Annotated in this window: 23 protein-coding genes; 15 read left to right on the forward strand and 8 right to left on the reverse strand. The window is 40.6% G+C overall.

Annotation, left to right across the window (positions count from 1 at the left end; genetic code table 11):
• Nucleotides 1-91: 91 nt before the first annotated feature.
• Complete coding sequence (locus CHH58_RS07535; protein WP_095262280.1) at nucleotides 92-1,156, reverse strand: tetratricopeptide repeat protein; 1,065 nt, start codon at nucleotides 1,154-1,156, stop codon at nucleotides 92-94.
• Nucleotides 1,157-1,362: 206 nt separating this feature from the next.
• Here CHH58_RS07535 and CHH58_RS07540 point away from each other — a divergent pair, with 206 nt between their 5' ends.
• A complete protein-coding gene (locus CHH58_RS07540) occupies nucleotides 1,363-1,836 on the forward strand; it encodes an STAS domain-containing protein (protein WP_095262281.1) in 474 nt (157 codons plus the stop codon).
• Between the two features lie 176 nt (nucleotides 1,837-2,012).
• A complete protein-coding gene (locus CHH58_RS07545; protein WP_095232004.1) occupies nucleotides 2,013-2,426 on the forward strand; it encodes a YbaN family protein in 414 nt (137 codons plus the stop codon).
• Nucleotides 2,427-2,476: 50 nt separating this feature from the next.
• Here CHH58_RS07545 and CHH58_RS07550 read toward each other — a convergent pair whose 3' ends face one another.
• Nucleotides 2,477-2,860 (reverse strand): glyoxalase, encoded by a 384-nt coding sequence (locus CHH58_RS07550; protein WP_095232005.1) that lies wholly within the window; start codon nucleotides 2,858-2,860, stop codon nucleotides 2,477-2,479.
• A gap of 218 nt (nucleotides 2,861-3,078) precedes the next feature.
• Between CHH58_RS07550 and CHH58_RS07555 the strand changes: the two genes are divergently transcribed.
• From CHH58_RS07555 to wrbA, 8 genes are all read left to right on the forward strand, one after another.
• The gene (locus CHH58_RS07555; protein WP_095232006.1) at nucleotides 3,079-3,285 is read left to right on the forward strand and encodes a DUF5316 family protein; all 207 of its coding nucleotides are present in this window, start codon (nucleotides 3,079-3,081) and stop codon (nucleotides 3,283-3,285) included.
• Nucleotides 3,286-3,476: 191 nt separating this feature from the next.
• On the forward strand, nucleotides 3,477-3,830 hold the full coding sequence (locus CHH58_RS07560) for a hypothetical protein (RefSeq protein WP_095262282.1): 354 nt from the start codon (nucleotides 3,477-3,479) through the stop codon (nucleotides 3,828-3,830).
• 392 nt (nucleotides 3,831-4,222) lie between these two features.
• Nucleotides 4,223-6,016, forward strand: a complete 1,794-nt coding sequence (cstA, locus tag CHH58_RS07565; RefSeq protein ID WP_095235366.1) for a carbon starvation protein CstA — start codon at nucleotides 4,223-4,225, stop codon at nucleotides 6,014-6,016.
• Between the two features lie 235 nt (nucleotides 6,017-6,251).
• Entirely contained in the window at nucleotides 6,252-6,872 is a 621-nt protein-coding gene (locus CHH58_RS07570) for a nitroreductase family protein (RefSeq protein ID WP_095232009.1), read from the forward strand.
• A gap of 21 nt (nucleotides 6,873-6,893) precedes the next feature.
• Nucleotides 6,894-7,829 carry a ring-cleaving dioxygenase gene (locus CHH58_RS07575; RefSeq protein ID WP_095262283.1) on the forward strand — a complete coding sequence of 312 codons (936 nt, stop codon included), beginning with the start codon at nucleotides 6,894-6,896 and terminating at the stop codon, nucleotides 7,827-7,829.
• A gap of 135 nt (nucleotides 7,830-7,964) precedes the next feature.
• A complete protein-coding gene (locus CHH58_RS07580; RefSeq protein WP_095260174.1) occupies nucleotides 7,965-8,909 on the forward strand; it encodes a ring-cleaving dioxygenase in 945 nt (314 codons plus the stop codon).
• On the forward strand, nucleotides 8,909-9,508 hold the full coding sequence (locus tag CHH58_RS07585; protein ID WP_141235095.1) for an alpha/beta hydrolase: 600 nt from the start codon (nucleotides 8,909-8,911) through the stop codon (nucleotides 9,506-9,508). The genes CHH58_RS07580 and CHH58_RS07585 overlap by 1 nt, the downstream gene beginning before the upstream one ends.
• 142 nt (nucleotides 9,509-9,650) lie before the next feature.
• Complete coding sequence (wrbA, locus tag CHH58_RS07590) at nucleotides 9,651-10,262, forward strand: NAD(P)H:quinone oxidoreductase (protein ID WP_095227308.1); 612 nt, start codon at nucleotides 9,651-9,653, stop codon at nucleotides 10,260-10,262.
• A gap of 85 nt (nucleotides 10,263-10,347) precedes the next feature.
• On the opposite strand, the gene CHH58_RS07595 is transcribed toward wrbA, so the two are convergent.
• The 4 genes from CHH58_RS07595 to CHH58_RS07605 all read right to left on the reverse strand — a co-directional run bounded on the left by CHH58_RS07595 (nucleotide 10,348) and on the right by CHH58_RS07605 (nucleotide 13,197).
• On the reverse strand, nucleotides 10,348-11,322 hold the full coding sequence (locus tag CHH58_RS07595) for a Gfo/Idh/MocA family protein (RefSeq protein WP_095262569.1): 975 nt from the start codon (nucleotides 11,320-11,322) through the stop codon (nucleotides 10,348-10,350).
• 143 nt (nucleotides 11,323-11,465) lie between these two features.
• Nucleotides 11,466-11,609 carry a hypothetical protein gene (locus CHH58_RS18355; RefSeq protein WP_170937555.1) on the reverse strand — a complete coding sequence of 48 codons (144 nt, stop codon included), beginning with the start codon at nucleotides 11,607-11,609 and terminating at the stop codon, nucleotides 11,466-11,468.
• A gap of 16 nt (nucleotides 11,610-11,625) precedes the next feature.
• On the reverse strand, nucleotides 11,626-12,678 hold the full coding sequence (locus tag CHH58_RS07600) for a tetratricopeptide repeat protein (RefSeq protein ID WP_095262285.1): 1,053 nt from the start codon (nucleotides 12,676-12,678) through the stop codon (nucleotides 11,626-11,628).
• 297 nt (nucleotides 12,679-12,975) lie between these two features.
• Nucleotides 12,976-13,197: a hypothetical protein gene (locus CHH58_RS07605; RefSeq protein WP_095260176.1), complete on the reverse strand. Its 222-nt coding sequence runs from the start codon at nucleotides 13,195-13,197 to the stop codon at nucleotides 12,976-12,978.
• A 672-nt stretch (nucleotides 13,198-13,869) separates the two neighbouring features.
• Here CHH58_RS07605 and CHH58_RS07610 point away from each other — a divergent pair.
• Nucleotides 13,870-15,156, forward strand: a complete 1,287-nt coding sequence (locus tag CHH58_RS07610) for a glycosyltransferase family 2 protein (protein ID WP_095262286.1) — start codon at nucleotides 13,870-13,872, stop codon at nucleotides 15,154-15,156.
• Between the two features lie 137 nt (nucleotides 15,157-15,293).
• Here CHH58_RS07610 and CHH58_RS07615 read toward each other — a convergent pair whose 3' ends face one another.
• Nucleotides 15,294-16,739, reverse strand: a complete 1,446-nt coding sequence (locus CHH58_RS07615) for a DEAD/DEAH box helicase (protein ID WP_095262287.1) — start codon at nucleotides 16,737-16,739, stop codon at nucleotides 15,294-15,296.
• A gap of 234 nt (nucleotides 16,740-16,973) precedes the next feature.
• Nucleotides 16,974-19,028: a peptidoglycan D,D-transpeptidase FtsI family protein gene (locus CHH58_RS07620; protein ID WP_095227316.1), complete on the reverse strand. Its 2,055-nt coding sequence runs from the start codon at nucleotides 19,026-19,028 to the stop codon at nucleotides 16,974-16,976.
• A 142-nt stretch (nucleotides 19,029-19,170) separates the two neighbouring features.
• On the opposite strand from CHH58_RS07620, the gene CHH58_RS07625 reads away from it, so the two are divergent.
• The 4 genes from CHH58_RS07625 (at nucleotide 19,171) to CHH58_RS07640 (ending at nucleotide 22,660) form a co-directional block, all read left to right on the forward strand.
• Entirely contained in the window at nucleotides 19,171-19,539 is a 369-nt protein-coding gene (locus CHH58_RS07625) for a DUF956 family protein (RefSeq protein WP_095262288.1), read from the forward strand.
• 383 nt (nucleotides 19,540-19,922) lie between these two features.
• On the forward strand, nucleotides 19,923-20,888 hold the full coding sequence (locus tag CHH58_RS07630; protein ID WP_095262289.1) for a mannose/fructose/sorbose PTS transporter subunit IIA: 966 nt from the start codon (nucleotides 19,923-19,925) through the stop codon (nucleotides 20,886-20,888).
• 41 nt (nucleotides 20,889-20,929) lie between these two features.
• Nucleotides 20,930-21,730 (forward strand): PTS mannose/fructose/sorbose transporter subunit IIC, encoded by an 801-nt coding sequence (locus CHH58_RS07635; RefSeq protein ID WP_249275118.1) that lies wholly within the window; start codon nucleotides 20,930-20,932, stop codon nucleotides 21,728-21,730.
• A gap of 18 nt (nucleotides 21,731-21,748) precedes the next feature.
• Entirely contained in the window at nucleotides 21,749-22,660 is a 912-nt protein-coding gene (locus CHH58_RS07640) for a PTS system mannose/fructose/sorbose family transporter subunit IID (protein ID WP_095262291.1), read from the forward strand.
• The last annotated feature ends 229 nt before the right edge of the window (nucleotides 22,661-22,889 follow it).

Below are 22,889 nucleotides of genomic sequence, written 5' to 3' on the forward strand. Positions count from 1 at the left end.
CAGAAATCGGCTTTAGTAAGACTAAGTTATGAGACATGCGTTCCTCCCTATAGTTATACTTCTGCCGTTTCTTGGTTGTGTTTTCCGTGTACTAGGATTGCAAAGAAAGCTTGTAATAATAAATAGCCATATCGTTTTGTCCGGTTTCTGTAAAGTACGCCGCTAGCTCACTGGCGTAAGTTCGTACATTGAACTTATCGCCTTGTTCCAAGAAGTATTCAATTCCCTCTGTCCAAACCGTTTCAAAATTTGCATGATCGACAAACTTTTTGTGCAGCATGGCAAATTCCCATTTGAATATGTCATCTTTCTCCTCGATGCTAAGCTGGAATCCTTCCTGATAGGCATCCATTGCCTTATCCTGCTGTCCAGTCTTCCAATAAGAGTCTGCCAAAAGGAATAATGTCTTCAAATAAGCAGGATATGTCCGATACTTACGGGCAGCTGTTAAGTATGGAATAGCTGCTAAAGGCATTTGTTGTGCAGCATATAAATATCCAATATTATGCTGAATTAATGCAGCCAGTGCACCTTCATTTTTAAAATCTGTATGTGAAAGGGCATCATTCAAGGTATTCTCTGCTTGAATGAATTCCTTTTGGTCAATAAAGTTGAGTCCTCGCATTAAAAGACTGCGAGCAAGAAGATATCGGTAAGCTGGGTGTTTTTCGAAAACTTTCACTGCATATTCTGTATGGAAGACAGAAAGAGATGAAATATCCAAGTAGAAATATGTCATCGCTTTACGGAAGTGGAAATCACCTTGTTCTACTTCATCATCAATAGAGGGGAGATATTCCTCTGCCTGTTCAAAGGCAGCAAGTGCAGACATATATTCCTTTTCTTCACCTAGACGCATTCCTTCTGCAAGATGATAATAATAATGTAATGCTGGCACGAAAGCATGCTTATATTTGCCTGCTTCGTCGTGATACCGTTTACTTTTCGTCAAATCCGATACAAGCACATGAAACCGGCAGGAGAGTAATAAATAGACTATGTAAAGTGTATCCTCCTGTTGCAGTTCCTCTACTCGGACTGACAATTCATGATACATGTCTGATGCTTTCTGTCGCTTCCCAAGCCGGATCTGCAAATACCAATCCTCCAAAGCCGCAGTCAAATCCTGATCTATTACAAGTAAACTCCTATCCATACGCGTCCCCTTTATAGTTGTCTTTCGTTATATTTTACCATTTCCGCCCAAATTTGTAGATATAGATGCATTAATATGTAAATTACAAGTAGATTACACCCTATGAGAAATGGGAAGTATATTCTATATCTCAGGAAGAGCGTGTATAATACTGCTATAGATAGAGAGGGAAAATTCACAGTAAGGTGATGAGGGACATAGCCAGCATGGAAGAATTGCATCAGGAAAATGAACGGCTGAAGAAAAAACTTGCAGAATACGAGGGAATGATTAAGGAATTATCTGCACCGATGATTCCATCCATTGTACCGAATACGATTCTTGTTCCGCTGACTGGAACATTTTCTGTGGAACGCTTTACACATATTCAGGATAAGATCGTAGGCAGCGTCGTCGATGTTGATGCAGATACAGTCATCATTGATCTTACCGGTATCAACTACTTGGATATAGATACAATTGGCTACGGGGAGCTAAGTGCCAATATAAAAAATCTAACAGAGGCACTGAAGCTTATGGGAGTTGAAACGTTATTCGTCGGCTTTTCAGCCAAATTGGTACAAAAGCTCGTCCTATCTAATTCAGGATTCCAAGGATTCAAGTCGTATTCGACATTCCGTTCAGGTCTTAAAAGCCTGTTAAAGCAAAAGGGAATGGAAATTAAGGAAATAAACAAATAAGCCAATGTAGAGCTCTTGTAAATGCGAGGGCTCTTTTTTTCAATACTTTTCCATTATATTGACAGAATTCTTACAGTTTCCGTACGGACTTCAGTATTAGCAATATAACTGCTTACTTTCTATCTTATTTTTTTGATATAATGCGAGGTAATCAAAGGTATTTATAAAGTAAGGTGATGATCATAAAAAAACTGAAGAACGTCTTATTCTTCCTGCTTGGAACCATTTTCTTAGGCTTTGGGATAGCAGGAATCGTTTTGCCGGTACTGCCTGGCGGCCCGTTCTTGATGATAGCTACATTTTGTTATGCAAAAAGCTCCAAACGAATTGATGATTGGTTTAAAAGCACCACTTTCTATACAAAATATGTACTGGCTATCACAGAGAAAAAAGGCATGACCCTTAAAGAAAAAATTCGAATTAACATAATTGCAGATGCCTTCATTTTATTTTCGGTATTTTATATAGATATATGGCTAGTGAAAATTGTATTAATTGTACTTGGTCTAATAAAACACTATTATTTCATAAAGAAAATTAAAACGATAAGGCCGGAAGAAGTAAGCGACGCTGTTAAGAATCGTGCATGACTTTTATAGATGAAGAGAAAGACCGTTTTCTAAATAGAAAACGGTCTTTCTTATGAAATTTTGTTCCCGACTGCAATCCATCTGCCATCTATATCTTCAAACACAAACTCCTTATTGCCGTAGTCGGTCACCATTAACGGGCGAACGAGGGTGATCCCTTTGTTTACAAATTCCTGCTGCATCGCTGCCAGCTTCTCTGTAATGAAATACGCATCATATCCGTAGCCATACTGAATACGATTCGGGAAGATTTTCTCCAGTGCAGATTGCGTCAGAATAAGCTCGATAGTATCACGGTACAGACACATATGCGGCTCTGCACTATTAAGATAAGGAACAGACCGAAATCCTATTTTTTCATAATAAGCTGCTGTTTTCTGTATATCCGGACAGGGGAAAATCTGCAGTAAATGGGAAAAAGATGCTTGCGTCATAAGGGCATACCACTCATGGCAGCAGTGATCACAAGCCGAGTTTGGTGTGAGATGAAATCGTTATGTAAGGTATTCATATTCTTTCCTCCTTCATTTATCTATACGCTGTTTGCTGTTTCTTTTCCTTCTTATAAGAAAGATGCTTCATCTACATAAAAGTGATGTTCCAATAGCAACCTTTTCCATATAAATACTATAAGAGCCGAAGGAGGATGCATATGGCAAATGTATTACTCATTATTGGCGTTATCGCCGTTATAAATGGTGGAATATTTATGGGTGCTCTAACTAGCGGACAGCAGCAGCGGGCGAACTACCATACCGAAACGAAGGAAGATAGATTGCTGCGATTAAAGGTCGGGAGAATTTCTGTGTTGGTTGGGGTACTTGTCCTACTTTTAGGACTAATTCTAGTTATTTTATAGTGAATTAAATTCACCAGTAATAGGTGCGGTGCGGAGAATGAAAGCTGAGTATAAGCGTTACTGGAACGGGTAAAAGAGATGCGGTTGTTTTAAATTTCACAGTAAGTTCCTGCTGCATTGTTTTTATATCTGTGTACAGTACTGTTTTTATTTTTGGTATAATTTAGAAAAAACTGTAAGGAGGAACTGGGATGAAAGCTTTATTTCTGTGGTTGCGTATTACAACCTTTGCTATCATAGCTTTATGGCTCGTTGCTCAGTATTATCCAGAAATAAGTGCTCTGCAGTTTATGCAAAGCAATTGGCTTGCTGCGGTTGCTGTTATCTTAATAATTGGCGGGGCTGTGGTGGCGAGAAGCTTAATCTATGATCTTATCTTCCTGGCATTCTTCCAGCTCTTTTTGACAGTATTAAATATCTTACAGCCTGGCCAAGATACAGGGTTTGGTTTTAATCAATTCTACTATTGGGGATTAACTTTCCTTATGATATGGCAAATGATACTTTTAAGAATTAGAAAAGAAGCACAAGCTGAAACAGCATGAGGAAGCTCGGGCAGTCAATCTGTCCGAGCTTTTGTTTTTCCATGAACAATAAGAGCGGCGATATACTGCAGGGATGATAGTACAAATGCAAGGAGCGAATAGTCAAAGATAAGACCTAAAACCAACATCGTCAAAGCACCGGTGACAAATAGCAGATTACTTATATAGTTTCGCATACTCTTAGCATAACATTTCCAGTTAAATGGGTGTCGAGGTTGATTCGTATTCCGTATAAAGAAGATAGTGTCACAGAGTGTTTATTGCATTTCAACCTTCCAATCCTGCAACTCATCATCAGATTTTCGCTTTTTATAATGTAAACGCTATCAATTGAAGATTTGTCCCGTATAGTGGAGTGGTATATAACTTCTGCTTTGAGGGGGCGGAACAATATGAATGCGATTACAATGGTGATCGGGTCGATTTGTATTTTGATGATTGTGTACCGCTTATATGGAACATTTATGGCGGTAAAGGTGCTCAAGCTGGATGATTCAAAGAAAACACCAGCTCATGAGCTGGAGGATGGCAAGGATTATGTGCCGACAAACAAATGGGTGTCATTCGGACACCATTTCGCGGCAATTGCTGCAGCAGGTCCGCTAGTTGGACCGATTCTGGCGGCGCAGTTCGGCTACTTGCCAGGTTTGTTATGGCTATTGATTGGTGCAGTTATCGGGGGAGCTGTCCATGATATGGTCGTCTTGTTCGCATCCATGCGGCAAAAGGGAGAGTCAGTAGCGGAAATTGCGAAACGGGAGCTTGGGCCGGTTGCTGGTTTTTGTACAGGACTTGCCATGCTATTCATTATCACCATTACGATGGCAGGCTTATCCTTAGTCGTATTGCATGCACTGGAAGAGAATCCGTGGGGGACATTCTCGGTTGGTATTACGATTCCGATTGCAATGGCAGTGGGATTGTATCATCGCAAAACAGGCAATCTGAAGCTGGCTACTATCGTTGGCTTCGCATTGATCATGGCTGGCGTATTCGTCGGACCGCTTATTGTCGGTACGCCACTAGGGGACTTTTTAACATTAGATGTAAAGACATTATCCATTCTTTTACCGATTTACGCATTCTTTGCAGCAGCATTGCCAGTATGGCTACTACTGGCACCACGAGATTATTTGAGCAGCTTCTTGAAAATCGGTGTATTCCTGGCATTGATTTTAGGGGTATTCATTGTAAACCCAGCGATTCAAATGCCGGCATTCACTGAATTTGTTGGAGGTGGAGGACCAGTAATGAATGGGCCCGTCTGGCCGTTCATCTCGATTACGATTGCCTGTGGGGCTATCTCAGGTTTCCACGCATTCGTCGGTTCTGGTACGACGCCTAAGATGATCAATCGCTGGAGTGACATCAAGCCAGTCGGATTTGGTGCAATGCTAGTGGAATGTGTAGTAGGTATCATGGCCTTGATTGCGGCAACGGCTCTTCATCCAGGAGACTACTTCGCAATCAACTCTACACCTGCAGTTTTCCAAACGCTCAATATGAGTACAGTAGATCTGGCGAGTTTGAGTCAGTCCATCGGGCTTGATCTGGAAGGCAGGACCGGCGGGGCAGTTACATTGGCCGTCGGGATGACATTCATTTTCACATCGATTTCATGGTTCGACAATTTGGCATCGTTCTTCTTCCAATTTGTGATCATGTTCGAGGCATTGTTCATCCTGACAGCGATTGATTCCGGTACACGTGTCGCTCGTTACTTGATTCAGGATTTCGGTAGCGTCTTCTACAAGCCGCTTAAACGCGTCGACTGGCTGCCAGGTAATATTTTCGCCAGTGCGCTCGCCTGCTTCCTGTGGGGATACCTGCTGTTCTCCGGAGATATCAGCTCCGTCTGGGCACTGTTCGGGGTATCCAACCAGCTGATGGCGTCCATTGGATTGATCATCGGAGCAACTATCATCCTGAAAATAGCAGATAAACGCCGCTATATGCTAACCTGCTTAATTCCACTCGCGTATCTGTACGTGACGGTCAACTACGCAGGCTACTGGATGGTAACGAATGTGTACTTAAATGCAGAAGCAGCAGGCTACAATTTATTGAACGGAATCTTGTCGATTATCATGCTTGTCCTAGGGCTCGTCATCATGATAACAGCTATTCGTAATTGGATGCAGAATTGGAATCGACCGGATGTGGCGTTGAGAAGAGAGTCAGTATAAAAGGGGAAAAAGACCGGTGCATTAGTGCCGGTCTTTTTATGTAGGAAAAAATATTAAAAAGAACCTGTTGACATGTTTAATTGATGTGATATATAATTATCTCGAATTCGAGATAAAGTACTTCTTCTTGAGAGCTCATATTTTTTTAACCAAATGTCTCGAATTCGAAGTAAATGGTTTAAATTTTTTTATTCAGGTATCTCGAATTCGAGGTAAATGAGGAGACGAAGAAGATATGTCAGAATTTATCGAGTTAGTAAATCAGCGGAGATCAGCAAGCAACTTTCTCCCAGACAACCCAATAACGAAAAAAGAACTTGATGAGATCTTCAAATTAGTAAAGCTAGGTCCATCAGCATTTAATCTGCAGCACACGAATTACGTAGTCGTCCTAGACTCTGAAAAGAAACAGAAATTAAAAGAAGCAGCAAACGGACAGTACAAGGTTGAGAGTTCATCTGCTGTAATCCTTGTACTAGGCGATAAACAAGCCTTCCAGCAAGCAGCCGATATTTATAAGGGCTTGAATTTGTTAGGAGTTATTAATAAACAAGAATATGACCTTATGGTGAATGACACGGTCTCCTTTTATGAAAAACGGGGGCAGGAATTTCACCGGGACGAAGCAATCCGGAATGCATCCCTTTCCGCCATGCTGTTCATGCTGGCGGCCAAGGAAAAAGGCTGGGATACTTGTCCGATGATCGGCTTTGATGCGGACAAAGTTAAGGAAGCATTAAATGTTCCAGAGCAATATGAAGCAGTACTGATGATTACGATTGGCAAAGAAAAAACAGCAAGCAGAAAACCAAGAGGATATCGCAGACCAATTAGTGAATTTGTTAGTTATCAATAAAAAAATGGGGAGTGTATAGACATGACAAAACAAACACAAGGAATTCATCATATTACCGCAATTGTAGGACATCCACAGGAAAACACTGATTTTTATGCTGGTGTATTAGGACTTCGTCTCGTGAAGAAAACAGTGAACTTTGATGATCCCGGCACATACCATCTTTACTTCGGCGACGAAAAAGGAAAACCAGGAACAATTATTACCTTCTTCCCTTGGCCAAATGCTTACCAAGGCAAGATCGGCGACGGTCAAGTGGGCGTTACATCTTATGTGGTTCCAAAAGGCGCACTTGCTTTTTGGGAGAACAGACTGGAAAAATTTGAAATTGCGTTTGCGAAAACAGAACGCTTTGGTGAGCAGTACTTGCAGTTTGATGATGTACATGGGCTGCATTTAGAAATTGTGGAAAGAGAAGCAGGCGAAACGAATACATGGACGTTCGGTGATGTGACACCTGAAGTTGCGATCAAAGGATTCGGAGGGGCAACTCTATATTCTAAGACTCCTGGCGCAACAGCAGAGCTACTCAAGCAAATGGGTTTGAAGAGAGTCGGAGAAGAAGGCGATTATGTCCGCTACCAAGCTGCAGGCGATATCGGAAATATAATTGATATTAAACTGACAACGAGCGGAAAAAGCCAAATGGGCGTTGGTACCGTTCACCACATCGCATGGCGTGCAAGCGATGATCAGGATCAGCTAGATTGGAGTGAATATGTGGATGGACTTGGCTATGGCGTCACACGCGTTCAAGATAGAAACTACTTCAATGCGATTTACTTCCGGGAGCACGGCGAAATCCTATTCGAAATCGCAACAGATCCTCCAGGATTTGCAATTGATGAAACCCAGGAAACAATGGGTGAGAAATTGATGCTTCCAGCGCAATATGAACAGCAGCGCAGTAAAATCGAAAATCATGTATTGCCATTCGAGGTTAGAGTTTTAGACTGATGTCAGCGAAAGCATGAGGTCAGTTGCTTTCAAGCGATTCTTTGAACTCACAAAAAATTATAAGTTTCCAACCAGAGTTTTTTCTACTGAAAGGCCGAAAAAAGTTGCTATCTCATGGCGGAAGGATTGAGAAAAATGCTTAAAACAGCGGGAATTCATCATATCACTTCAATGGTTAATGACGCGCAAAGAACAGTTGATTTTTATGCAGGTGTTCTTGGGTTAAGACTTGTGAAAAAAACAATCAACTTTGACAGACCTGAGGTATACCATCTCTATTTTGGGGATGAGCTGGGCAGTCCTGGTACGATCATCACATTCTTTCCGTGGCCAAAACAGCTCAAGGGTCGTATTGGAAAAGGGCAAGTCGGCGTAACCAGCTACAGCATCCCAGACGGAGCTCTTCCTTTCTGGGAGGAGCGGCTGAAGAAATATGAGATAGTGACTGAATCTGCTAAACGATTCGGCGAAAGGTATCTCCGCTTTGTTGATCCGGATGGTCTTCGTCTGGAGTTGGTGGAACAAAAACTTGGCCCTGTGAACAGCTGGAACTTTGGCAGCATCACATCGGCAGTTGCGATAAAAGGATTTGCCGGTGCGACATTGTATTCAGCAGCGCCTCATCAAACAGCTAATATTCTGGAAAACATTCTGGGATTGACATGCATCGGCCAGGAAGGTGATTATGTCCGGTTCCGTGCCGATTCGGAAATTGGCAATACAGTCGATATTCAGCTCACTCCAACAGTCCGTGGCTTAATGGGTGCTGGAACTGTTCACCATATTGCTTGGCGCGCAAAAAGCGATGAAGAGCAGAAGAAGTGGCACGAGCTTTTGGAAGAGAAGGATCATTATCCGACTGAGATAACCAATCGAAATTATTTCAACGCATTATATTTCCACGAACCCGGTGGCATTCTTTTTGAAATCGCGACAGATCCACCAGGTTTCTCCGTGGATGAACAAACAGAACAGATGGGAGAGAAACTCATGCTGCCGTCCTGGTTTGAATCCAAACGAGATGAATTGGAGCAAACACTTCCGGACATCACAGTCAGAGTTTTAGGGGGGGATACATGATGAAACACTTTTTTCATAAAGGAAAAGATAGCACAAAGCCGACCTTCCTGCTGCTGCACGGAACCGGCGGAAATGAATTGGACTTATTGCCTCTAGCAGGGAGAATCGATGAAGATGCTTCTGTACTGAGCGTGCGGGGAAGCGTCTTGGAAAATGGCATGCCGCGCTTTTTCAGACGTCTAGCGGAAGGTATATTTGATGAAGAGGATCTTGTATTCCATACAAGTGAATTAAATAAGTTTCTTGATGAAGCTGCAGCAGAATATGACTTCGACCGGGAAAACATTATCGCAATCGGCTATTCAAATGGCGCCAATATCGCTGCAAGCCTGTTGTTCCATTATCAGAATAGCTTAAAAGGTGCCATTCTCCATCACCCGATGGTGCCAAGAAGAGGAATCGAGCTTCCGGATCTAACCGGCAAAAACGTCTTTATTGCCGCAGGTACCAATGATCCAATCTGTTCACCGGCGGAATCATTGGAACTGGTCAAGCTACTGAAAGAAGCACATGCAGACGTCCAGATCCATTGGGAAAACAACGGACATCAGCTAACAAACACAGAAGTGGAAGCAGCTCGTGAGTGGTATGTTAGTTAGATTGTTATAAGAATTCGTCAACGCGATTGCGCATCAAATGATTGGGTTGATTCTAAGCAAGTTCAAAATCACCACAAGAGGAGTGTAAACACAAATGGGATTTTTAGATAAATTATTTGGAAAAACAAAGGAGAATGAAACAATGGAAAACGTTAAATTAGCAGTAGTTTATTACAGCATGGGCGGTACGAACTATCAAATGGCAAAATGGGCGGAAGAAGCTGCAAAAGAAGCAGGCGCAGAAGTAAAAGTACTGCAAGTACAAGAACTTGCACCACAATCCGTCATCGATGGTAATCCAGCTTGGAAAGCACAAACAGAAGCAACAAAAGACGTACCTGTCGCATCTTCTGCTGATTTGGAATGGGCAGACGCCATCATCTTCAGCGTACCAACACGTTTTGGTAATATGCCATCTCAAATGAAGCAATTCCTTGATCTTCAAGGCGGCCTTTGGGCTAATGGTAAAACAATAAACAAAGTAGTCAGCGCTATGACATCTGCGCAAAACCCGCACGGCGGACAAGAAGCAACCTTGCTTTCCCTATACACAAGCATGATGCACTGGGGCGCAATCATCGCTACACCAGGCTACACAGATCCAGTATTATTCGCAGCTGGAGGAAATCCTTACGGTACAAGCGTAACAGTGGGCCAAGATGGCAAGATGATTGAAGATGTGGAAGCTGCTGTGAAGCATCAGGCGAAACGTACAGTTTCTGTTGCAGAGTGGGTTAAGAAAGGGAATCAATAAGAACTATATTATATAACCAAAAGGACACTTCTCTAGGATAAGTGTCCTTTTTGGTTATATTGGTAACGTTGAAGAACGCTATTATTTAATTTGTTGGTACACCCATTTGTCTTCTCGCCTGATCAAGTATCTCCATTGTGATAATTGAATTTTCCCATGTGTTGATCGTGGACTGCTGTTTATTCGTTTGGATAAGCTGGATGAACTCAGCTATTTCATAGTACATCGGGTCATATTCCTGCTGTCTGCTAATGTCTTCACTTGTTCCGTCAGGATATTGTATTTCCGCTTTCTTGGGACTGGAAATATGGTGGACTACAATTGTTCCTTTCTCGCCGATTATTTCGGTAGGAAGATAGGAGTTCGTAATGCAGGAGAACATGACACTTGCTTTAATTTCTCCATAGTCAAGGAGCATATGCCCTTGCCCATCAACATCTGATTCCAAAATAGTACCAGTCGTTTGAATAGTTGTTGGTCTGCCGAGTAGCGCAACTAGGGGAGCGATGGTGTAAACACCAAGGTCCATTAAAGCTCCGCCAGATAGGGCAGGATTGAATAGGTTTGGCAGTGATCCGTTCTTCAAATCATCATAGAACGGAGAATAACGGCAGCTTGAAGAAAAATAAGATCGTACAGGACCGATTTTATACAGATTTTCTTTAACTGTTAAGAAGTTCGGCATGAATGTAGATTTCATTGCTTCCATTAAAACGACGCCTTTTTCTTCTGCCTTTTTGATCATATGTAGTACATCCTTGCTGTTGGAGGCAAAAGGCTTTTCGCAAAGTACATGCTTGCCGTTCTCCATAAACAATAAGGCTTGTTCTGCATGCAAAGCGTTAGGGCTGGCAATATAGACAGCGTCTATTTCATCGTGTGTAGCCATCTCGTTAATATCAGTAAAAGCGAGTTGAAGCTGGTGCTTCTTAGTAAATGCTTGTCCTTTTTCTTCCGAACGGGAATACACTGCTGTGACTTTAAAATCTTCATGCTGTCTGCCAGCTGCAATGAATCTCTCGGTAATCCAATTTGTACCGACAATACCGAATCTAATCAACTGCATCCACATCCTCTCAGGGTAATATACTTTTATCTTAATTCTATATTAGCATTGAATGAAGTACGACTTAAGCAGGAGCACAAAAAGAGAACGGACACGTATCATAAGGATATCCGTTCTCTAAATCAGTTTTCTTCTGTTTATTTATCCGGAATCTCTAAGAGAAATACTGCGCTTCCAAGATCGGTTGGCTTTTCTGTAGTACCATGATGATTTGCATATCCGACTAAGCTACTTATTACAATAGTACCTATTAGTACCAATGAAAAAATAACTTTCTTCAAACAAATCCTCCTCTTTTTAAGTAAGAGTTAACAGATAGTACTTCATTGCAAGGTCATGTTGATTGTTATCTGCATAGTATTGGGCTAATTCTTTCGAAAAAAGCCTGACATTATACATATCCTCTACACTTTGAAAATACTTTATCCCCTCCTGCCAGACAATCTCAAAATTCAGCCTGTCTTCATATTTTTTATGCAGCATGGCGAATTCCCACTTCTTTGTCATATTATTTTCTTCAATGCTGGCTCGAAATCCTTCTTTATAGATTTCTATCGCTATAGAAGATTGATTCGTTTTCCAATAACAATCAGTTAATAAGTACAGGATCTTTAATTCAATTCGTTTTTGTTTTCCTTGCAATGCTGCATTAAGATAGGGAATTGCCATAGCCGGTAAACCACGCTTCACATAAAGCACGCCTAGATTAAGATTTGTAGAAGAGATAAAATTTTCATTTTCTTTTTTCTTGAATATTGTTAACGCCTTGAGAAGAGATTTTTCAGCTGATTCGTAGTTGAGTTGATCTATGTAATTTAATCCCTGCAACATTTGCGTCCGGGCAAGCAGGAATTCCAGTCTTTTAGAAGATTTGAATACTTTTGCAGCTCTTGCAGTGTGAAGAACAGACAGATTGGTAATGTCGAGAAAATAGTAGGTCATGGCTTTTCGAAGGTGGAATTCACCTATACTTATAGGATCATCCAGTTGTTCGATGTAATTCTCAGCTCTCTCAAAATAATGAAGTGCTTTTTGGTAATTTCCTTCATCATAGAAAAGAATACCTTCTGCTAAGTACAAGAAATATAGGTGGGTATCATGGAAGTGGTCTTGGTGTGCTCTTGCATTATAAAGCGATATAGCGCTATTCACAGCATCTTTTTGAATCAAATAATAGCGGCTCTCAAACAGGTAATATGTGATAAGCGTCGCGACATCAAACTCGTTAATATATTTCTTAAGCTCTTTATGAATAGTTGCAGCAGCACCTTTTTTATCAAGCTGAATACTGACAGACCAATTATCCATTAGAACCGCAATATCGAGGTGATCCGGGAGATTGCGTCCCATAGTGAAAGGCTCCTTTTAAAATTATTATTAAGTACAATTCTACCATTTTTTGTAGAAAATTAAATTGGAAGACTTGGAATTGGAAGGAATTACTATGCAAGATTAAAGTATTACATATTCAGAAGTCAAAATAAAGGTTATATCAACAGCTATAATAGCAGATTTCTACAATAGTAAGAAACAAGCAAGTCTGATTAGAAGTGAATTTTAAAAATAAATAAGAAAAAGCTCTCCTGCTTAGGAGAGCTAGTTGTAAATATTGTTGCCACGAAGAATAAGATAATTTTTTAGATATGGTTATTCAGCTTTTTCCTGCAGTATAAAATGCAGCACGATGAGAAATAAGCCGATTATTCCTGCGATGATGGGGAACCACAGAGAACCTGTATGGTAGTATCCTTGCTTCACGTCTTCATCAAATAGCATTACTTCATGGGGAAAAGCCCTAGAGAACAAATCAACGAAAAAGAACATTACAATTGAAATGGCAATAAAAATGATTCCAGAAAAAAAATACATAGATTTCAATTCTCCTTTATAATTCCTCAATTATGAAGTCCAACAATGTAGGACACCATATATTATGAATTTTGTCATAATATATATATAAGATTTAGTAAATCCAAATTCTATTCCTTTAAGAAAATACTATATTTTTTTAATGTAAATATTAATCTCCATAACAGATAAACCTGTTTTTAGACAGGTTCTTATAAGAATCGGCGCCTTTCCTATGGGAGGCGTCGTTTTGTGTTAGCCTATTTAATCAAATCTTTACAAGAAACGTAATTAGAAAAAATCTATGTTTGTTACATTTATATTGGGGTACAAAGAAGTGAAATGTTGCTATTTCATATTAATTATTTTAGAAAATTACGATGGGCGATGGGCGTGCTGATGCATAAATAAAAGTCCCAATTTGTAAATGCCCGCAGATCATCTTTATTCAGTACTTAAGGAGGAAAAAGGTAAGTAGCTCTTTTAAAAAGAGATTAACAGTATGGGTGTGAATCCTTATTATACATTTTTTGGGAATGTCTGTGAAATTTCTTAACCTAAATTTTGGGGGCGGTCAAAAGTAGGGAAGAGCGTGCCTCCATAAGCATTTTTAAAACAATGTAAGAAATTAGATAGAAATGGATACTCAAAGATTAGACTATCAGGCTATTAATCTAAGATGCGGGGTGTATCATGGTTAAAGATGCGTTAGAGATATTAAGTCATTTCATTTTTTACATTGGATTATTATTTACATTGGTATTTGTTTATAAAGTTGTCTACATAATTGTTGCCTTTAAAGCGAGAAGAAGCAAATATTCAAAAGAGAAAGAAGTTCCTTTTCGCAAATACGCTTTTTTAATTCCAGCTCGAAATGAAGAACTCGTTATCGGGCAGTTGATTGAAAGTATAAAGAATCAGAATTACCCTAAGGAATTGTATGATATCTTTGTTATTGCTGACAACTGTACGGATAATACAGCGCAGATTGCTAGGGAAGCAGGAGTGATCGTCGCTGAACGCTTTAACGATAAGCTGGTTGGGAAGGGATATGCGCTTAAGCATATGCTGAATATCATTGAGATGGACTATTCATCTAAGAATTACGATGGATACTTTGTATTTGATGCTGATAATCTTCTTGATGAGAATTACATATTTGAGATGAACAAAACCTTTAATCAAGGATACAGGGTCATTACGAGTTATCGAAATTCCAAAAACTATGATCAGAATTGGATTACGTCTGGATATGCGCTTTGGTTTTTATATGAAGCAGAGTTCCTTAACCGTCCAAGAATGTTTCTTAACACGAGTTGTGCTGTTTCAGGAACAGGCTTCTTAGTCAATGCGGATGTTTTTAAAGAAAATGGCGGCTGGGTTCATCACCTTCTTACAGAAGACATTGAATTCACGGTCGCGCAGATTATTAAAGGTGAAAAGATTGGATATTGCAGCAGTGCAGTATTTTATGACGAACAGCCTTCTACATTCGGACAGTCTTGGAAACAACGGTTACGTTGGGCAAAGGGGTTTTACCAGGTATTCATGAAATACGGTAAAGAGCTGTCTTATGGTATGATCCGTGGAAAAGGAAATAGATTTTCATGCTTTGATATGATGATGACGGTGCTGCCAGTAGTAATTGTTTCCATGCTCTGCCTTATCGGTAATATACTGATACTTTTACTTGTATCATTCGAAGGAAAAGGACTGTTCCAAACTTATCTAGCAGGGGGAGCTTTAGGGGTTCTGTGGATTTATGGATTGCTTTTTGCACTTGGACTGATAACCACCATAATGGAATGGGATAAAATTCGTTGTCCAAACTGGAAAAAAATCTTTTATCTGTTCACTTTCCCACTCTTTTTGTTTACCTATTTGCCAATCTCCATCGTGGCGTTGTTCAAGAAAATAGAATGGAAACCAATTCCTCATACGGTTGTGAAATCTCTTGAAGATTTGCGCCAACGATCCTGACTTGGGAAGGTCTTTTCTTCCGTATCGTATATATCTCAAACTGGAGCAAACACCTTTTCAGTTTACACTGACTTTAAATTCTAATGAAAGCAAAAATCCCCCTCATTTTTGAAATGAGGGGGATTTAAGTTTTTATATTATTTTATTGCTTTGCTTACTTTTAACTTTTTCCCTTTGATAGTCGTATTCTCCATGGCTTGTAAAACTATTGAGCCCTTTCCATTCAGAATATCAACGTATGACATTTGATCCTGGATAGTTATAATGCCGATATCGTCTGCTGTGACTCCAGGGATTTTTGCGAGCGTTCCAACAAAATCAACAGCGCGAATTTTTTTCTTTTTACCACCGTTGAAATGGAGTTTCATAATATCTTGATTGATTCGGGCTGTTTTGTTATTTCTTACAATGCGTTTACTGCTAAGTTTTTCTTCAAAAGCAGCTTTTCCACCTGCAACTTCTGATTGACTAGGAGCTTCTATAGTAGGTATTTCAAAGCCGATATATCTTTCTATTGCCCTTATGAACTTTCCTTCATAAGGGGTTGAGAATGTGATGGCCTTTCCTTTATTTCCGGCACGTCCAGTTCTTCCAGTTCGGTGCACATAGGATTCTTTTTCCATAGGAATGTCATAGTTGATGACAAGTTTTACGTTATCAATATCAATACCTCTGGCAGCTACATCAGTGGCCACTAAATAGCGGAAGTTCCCTGATTTGAAACCTTCCATAACAGCAAACCGGTCTTCTTGTTCTAGTCCACCATGGAGTCTCTCGCAAGAATAGCCAGCTTCATCCAGTTCGCTATACACAGTCTCAACGTGTTCTTTTGTTCGACAGAAAATTAGGCAGCTGTCTGGATTTTCTACAACTGTGACGTTTTTAAGAAGGGAGATCTTTTCTTCTTCTTTTGCTTCGATTAATAAATGTTCAATCGTATCGGCTGTTACTCCAGTTGATTCAATCTCAATGCGAGTAGGATCTTTCATATATTTAAGGCAAAGATTTTCAATGTCTTTAGGGAAGGTAGCTGAAAAAACCATTGATACTCGGTTTGAAGGCAGTTTTTTAATGATTGCTTCCACTTCATCGATGAAACCTTTATTAAGCATTTCATCAGCTTCATCTATAATAAGATACTTTATTTGATCCAAAGCTAGGGTTTCACGTTCTATATGGTCCATGACCCGTCCAGGCGTACCAACAACTACATGCGTTTTTTGTTGCAATTCTTCCTTTTGCTTCTTAAAAGGTTCTTTTCCATAGACGGCTACTGCCTTAATGCGTTTAAACCTTCCGATATTCGTAATATCCTCGCGGACTTGGACCGCAAGCTCCCTAGTTGGGGTAAGAATTAAAGCCTGTGGTTTTTTTTCCTCCCACACAACCATTTCGGAAACAGGAATACCGAAGGAAGCAGTCTTTCCACTTCCTGTTTGAGCTTTTACGAGAAGATCTTGATTTTCCAATGCTAATGGAATGACTTCACTTTGAACTTCTGTTGGAGTTTCGTATTTTAACACAGCTAGTGCTCTTTTTATTTCTTCGCTTATTTGGTAATCCGCAAAACTTACTTTACTCATTATTTAACCTCGTTTTTTTGTTTTTTCATTATGTGTATAGTATTTTTTTAAACAAATATTATATGCATTATGTGAATATGGTTCATTATACTTGAAAAGTGAGGGGCAAATCGGCTTTTATTATAGTTTTTAAAAAGAAATCAAGGCATGTGCCCGGAACAATACCGGACAACATGCCTAATGAGATAATATATCTAACTTTGTGAGTTCTTCGTAATAATGTTATTCAAATTTCTATTCTTCTTCAGGTGCAGTATGCTCGTAGTAGTATTCGAGAGCGCGGTTGGCAATATTATATGTTATTGGATACTGTTGTCCACCGCTGATGATGCCCAGGTTTGGTACCATGATAGCAAATGCTATGTCAGGATTATCCGCATCGGCATAGCCAATCAGTGTCCAGTTTTCCAGATCTGTGCCGTTTTTACTTGTTTGGGCGGTGCCTGTTTTACCAGCGATGTTATAGCTTTTTGCCTTATTAGTAAGGTGGCGGCTAGCAGTGCCGTTCGAAGTTTGGAAGACCATCTCAAAGCCAGTTTTTACTCGTTCAATTTGTTCATCTGTCGCAGTAATCTTATTCAATACTTCTGGAGAAACTGTATCTGCGAGCGGACCAAGTTCATCTTTTTTATTGGATGGTTCATGTATCTCACTTACGAAATGCGGCTTAATTCGGTAACCGCCATTTGCGATTGTTGAGATATACTGAGCTAATTGCATAGTAGTATACGTGTCGTACTGACCTATTGAAAAGTCCATCAGGTTACCAGCTTGACCGGCATTTCCTACGTACCCGGTAGATTCAGAAGGCAAGTCTATACCGGTTTCCACACCTAACCCTACTTGATTATAATAGTTGCGTAACACCCGAAATGAATCTGGCTCAAATGAAACACTTTGATTGTATTTGTAATGGTATTCGCCGCCTAGACGCAGAGCGACATTGAACATGTATACGTTGGAAGATTTCTGTAAAGCCTGCAAGTCAGAGGTTGGACCCATATCTTTATAAGATCCTTTAGGTTCCGTACCCGCAATTTTCATTTTTTTATCGATGAATACATCTCCCATATTCACGACACCTTCTTGATACCCAGCAAGCAATGTCGCTCCCTTAACAGTGGAACCAACTGCATTCGCGCTGAAGACAGTGTTCATATCGGCAGATTCGTACTCATAGTTTTCCCGATTATAGTGTTGTCCGCTGGCAGCATAAATTTCTCCTGTGTTCGGGTTTAGCATGACTGCCATCGCATCTTCCAGGTAACTATTTGCACCAGGATGTCTGTTGATGGCACTCTTTAGTTCATCGCGTACAATCTTATCCAATTCTTTTTGGAAGTCCATATTGATAGACAACTGAAGATCCTGGCCGCGCTGCCCTTCAGAAATAACTTCCTGTGAGACGATGTTATTGTTATTATCCGTTACATAACGGACGCGTTTCTTGTCACCCTTCAGTAAGCTTTCGTATTCCTTCTCTAAACCGCTTGTACCGATACGGTCGTTCAATTGATAGTTGCGGGATTTATAATAATCTTCTTCCCCTTCTGGGATACCGGTCTTAATGCCGCCAAGAATACCTTGAAGGGAACCGTCATATGGATAATTACGTATCCAATCAGTTGTAACATTGATACCTGACATGTCACCCATGTTTTCGGCAATTGTTGCATACTCTCTTTCGCTTACGTCTTTGTTCTTGATTACATGCGGTACAAGCTCAGTTGCACTATCCAGCTCACGCTTGATACTAATGATCTGTTTTGCTTTTTCATCATTCTCAAGCTCTTTGTAATCATCCTCTGTTATCCGGTCAAGTGTCGTATCGTACACTTCAGCATCATCAAGTGACTCTTTTTCAGAAGCTGTTATTCGTTTATTCGCTTCTTCTGTATTTAATAAGAACCAATATTCCTTGTATTCGCGCTCGGTGATTTTCTCTATAGATTTATCTTCCATCTTGATAATATCGGCGAGTTTAGTCGCGATATCAAGCCGTTTATCAGCAGGATCTCCGTTCTTTGGCGGGGTGTATGTAATAGAATAAACAGGTTCATTTCCTACAATCACATTTCCACCACTATCATAAATCATGCCGCGCGGAACAGAAATCTCAGCGATATCATTAGTTGTCGCTTCCAATACTGCCTGGTGCTCTTCGCCATTAATGATCTGCACAACTCCAAGCTGCAAAACCAAGGCAGAGAACAGCAAGAAAACAATCACAAACAAAACATTGAGACGGAAAGGAAGCAATGCGCGCTTTTTCCTCCTTTTTTTGGTCATAATGTTCTTTGCCTCCAATTTTTCCATAATGATTCCATTATATCATTGGCATAGTATTGCTTCATCATAGTTCTGAGTTTTTTTTGCATAAACTAGCAATGCATGTATAATTATCATTAGTAAGAGAATTGGGGGAGATTAAATGGTCCAATCAATCAATACAAAAGTCGATTTAGTTATAGATGCAACCTCACATAGAATGTCGGAATATGGGAGAATCATGATCGGAGATAAAGGGTTTGAGTTCTTCAATAAACGTGATGCTCGTAAGTTTATTCAGATTCCTTGGGAAGAAGTTGATCTTGTGATTGCTTCCGTGCTGTTAAAAGGAAAATGGATTCCGCGTTATGCTATTAAAACAAAACGAAATGGAACATATACATTTTCTTCTAAAGATCCGAAGAGAGTTCTCCGGGCGATGCGTGAATATGTAGATCCGAACCATATGGTAAAATCGTTAGGTTTCTTTGATGTAATTAAACGCGGTGTGAAGAGTAAAGTTATAAAGTAGCATATTTTAAATTGTCAGCTAGTAAGAATGTACTAAATTATTAGCTTTGAAGTCTTGTAAGAAAAAAAACGATGTGCTACAATATTTTTGGAAGCTCACTAAAGAACTCAGGTGCTTTATTTTTTTAATGCATAATTAAAGCGCTTGCAAGATAAAATTAAATAGCTATCGCAATTATTTTTTACGTGTTACTGATTCGATCAGGCATGAGTAAAAAAGTATTGATTTAAAACGAAGAAGGGTTTTTCTATTCCGGTATCTTCTTTTAATCTGCTTTTTACTCATGCCTTTTTTATTGTTTTTCATCGAATAAGTAATCGCTTTAGACGAGCTGACCCATGTGTATTCCAGCTTTAACAATAATTCTAACAGGAGGTAAAAAGATGGTAGGAATTATCATTGCCACGCATGGTGAATTTGCTACTGGTATCTTACAATCCGGGACGATGATCTTCGGAGAACAGAAAAATGTAGAAGCTGTTACATTGATGCCGAGCGAAGGACCTGCTGATGTAAAGTTGAAAATGGAAAAAGCAATCGCCTCTTTCGACAACAAGGATGAAGTATTATTCTTAGTCGATCTTTGGGGTGGAACTCCTTTCAACCAAGCCAACAGCTTGATTGAGGGACACGAGGATAAATGGGCGATTGTAGCTGGTTTGAACCTGGCAATGCTGATTGAAGCTTTTGCATCGCGTTTCTCCATGGAGACTGCACATGAGATTGCTTCGAAAATTTTAAGCACTGCGAAAGAAGCGGTTCAAGTAAAACCGGAAGCATTAGAACCGGCAGCTCCTGCTGCTGCAGCAGGTCCATCCAATACAGGTGCCCCTGGTACGTTTGAATACGTATTAGCGCGTATTGATACACGTTTACTTCACGGTCAAGTGGCGACGGCATGGACGAAAAATACACGGCCTACACGTATCATCGTCGTATCTGATGAGGTAGCAAAGGATGATCTTCGTAAGAAATTGATCCAGCAGGCTGCTCCTTCAGGTGTAAAGGCGCACGTTGTTCCGATCAATAAAATGATCGAACTTGCAAAGGATGATCAGCACTTTGGCGGTCAGCGCGCACTGCTTCTTTTCGAGAACCCGCAGGATGCGCTAAGAGCAGTAGAAGGCGGAGTGCCACTGAAGACAATCAACGTTGGTTCGATGGCTCACTCCCCTGGTAAAGTTCAGCCAAATAAGGTGCTTGCTTTTGGCCAGGAAGATATTGATACTTTCGCTAAGCTGAAAGAAAAGGGTCTCAGCTTCGATGTACGTAAAGTACCGGGTGATTCCAAAGGCAATATGGACGAGATTTTGAGAAGGGCGCAAGCGGAGTTAAACAAACAAAGGTAATCCTGACTAGCATATAAAAAGGAGGATGAATGATCATGGATTTGACAATGATTCAAATCATATTAGTTGTTATCGTGGCATTTTTAGCAGGTGTCGAAGGAATCTTAGATGAATTCCACTTTCACCAGCCAATCATTGCCTGTACGTTAATCGGCTTGGTTACAGGAGAACTTGTACCATGTCTTATCTTAGGCGGAACCTTGCAAATGATTGCTATGGGATGGGCAAATATTGGTGCGGCTGTAGCGCCGGATGCAGCATTGGCATCCGTGGCATCTGCAATTATTTTAGTCTTAGGCGGTCAAGGTGAAGCAGGCGTTATTCCTGCAATTGCAATTGCAGTTCCGCTTGCAGTTGCAGGTTTGCTTTTGACAATTATCGTCCGTACGCTTGCTACAGGGATAGTTCATTTAATGGATGCTGCGGCAAAGGAAGGAAACTTCAGAAGAGTTGATATGTGGCATATTATTGCCATCGTTATGCAAGGTCTGCGTATTGCAATCCCAGCTGCATTAATTGTAGCGATTGGCGCAGCTCCGGTTAGAGACTTGCTTACAGCTATGCCAGCTTGGCTGACGGACGGTTTGGCTGTCGGCGGGGGAATGGTAGTAGCCGTTGGTTATGCGATGGTTATCAACATGATGGCGACAAGAGAGGTTTGGCCATTCTTCGCGATTGGTTTCGTCTTGGCGACAATCCCTTCCATCACACTTCTAGGTCTTGGTGGTATCGGTGTAGCACTTGCACTTATTTATCTAGCACTTACGAAACAAGGCGGTTCAGGTGGTGGCGGAAACGGCAACACTGGAGATCCGTTAGGCAAAATCATCGATGACTATTAAGAAGGAGGAGGAGAAAAAATGGCTGAACAATTGAAGTTATCCAAAAAAGATCGCGTTGCTATTTGGTGGCGTTCCACTTTCATTCAAGGCTCCTGGAACTACGAGCGTATGCAAAACGGTGGCTGGGCATTTTCCATGATTCCAGCAATCAAAAGATTATATAAAACAAAAGAAGACCGTGCTGCAGCATTGCAGCGTCACTTGGAATTTTTCAATACACATCCATACGTTGCTTCACCGATCATCGGGGTGACGTTAGCGCTTGAAGAAGAACGGGCTAATGGTGCACCAGTTGACGACAAGGCTATTCAAGGTGTTAAAGTAGGAATGATGGGACCGTTGGCAGGTATCGGGGATCCAACCTTTTGGTTCACAGTGAAACCAATCCTTGGGGGGTTAGCTGCATCACTTGCTTTGACTGGTAACATTCTCGGTCCAATTCTTTACTTTGTTCTATGGAATCTGATTCGTATGGGATTCACTTGGTATACTCAGGAACTTGGTTACAAGGCTGGTTCCAAAATTACCGAAGATTTATCTGGCGGACTGCTGCAGGATATAACCAAGGGCGCCTCGATTCTTGGGATGTTCATATTAGGTTCACTGGTTAACAGATGGGTATCAGTCGCATTCGCGCCAACTGTATCGGAAGTTCAACTCGACGAAGGTGCTTATATCGACTGGGATGAATTACCGGCAGGCTCGGAAGGCATCAGGACTGCTCTGGAACAACAGGCCGCCGGCCGATCATTAAGCGAAACAAGTGTCACAACCTTACAAGACAACTTGGACAGCTTGATTCCTGGTTTGGCAGGACTATTGATAACGCTGCTTTGCATGTGGCTGCTTAGAAAGAAAGTTTCTCCGATTGCGATGATACTTGGATTGTTCGCAGTGGGTATTGTCTTTCACGTAATTGGCTTGATGTAATGAACAAATATGGAAGTACCTCCTGAAGATGTATGCTGCAATAGCAGGAGGTGCTTTTTAAAACAATATAATGGAAGTACTAAAATGAATTACTACATGTAAATAAATTTCAGGTGTGATATGTATACAGTTCGGTTTGTCGAACTGAAAGTTTAATTGTAGAAAAAATGAGATAGATAGGTTTTTAAAGTACCGTTATATGACGGAAACACACAAGAGAAACATCAGA

The organism is Terribacillus saccharophilus (genome assembly GCF_002272745.1).
Taxonomy (GTDB): Bacteria; Bacillota; Bacilli; order Bacillales; family Amphibacillaceae; genus Terribacillus; species Terribacillus saccharophilus_B.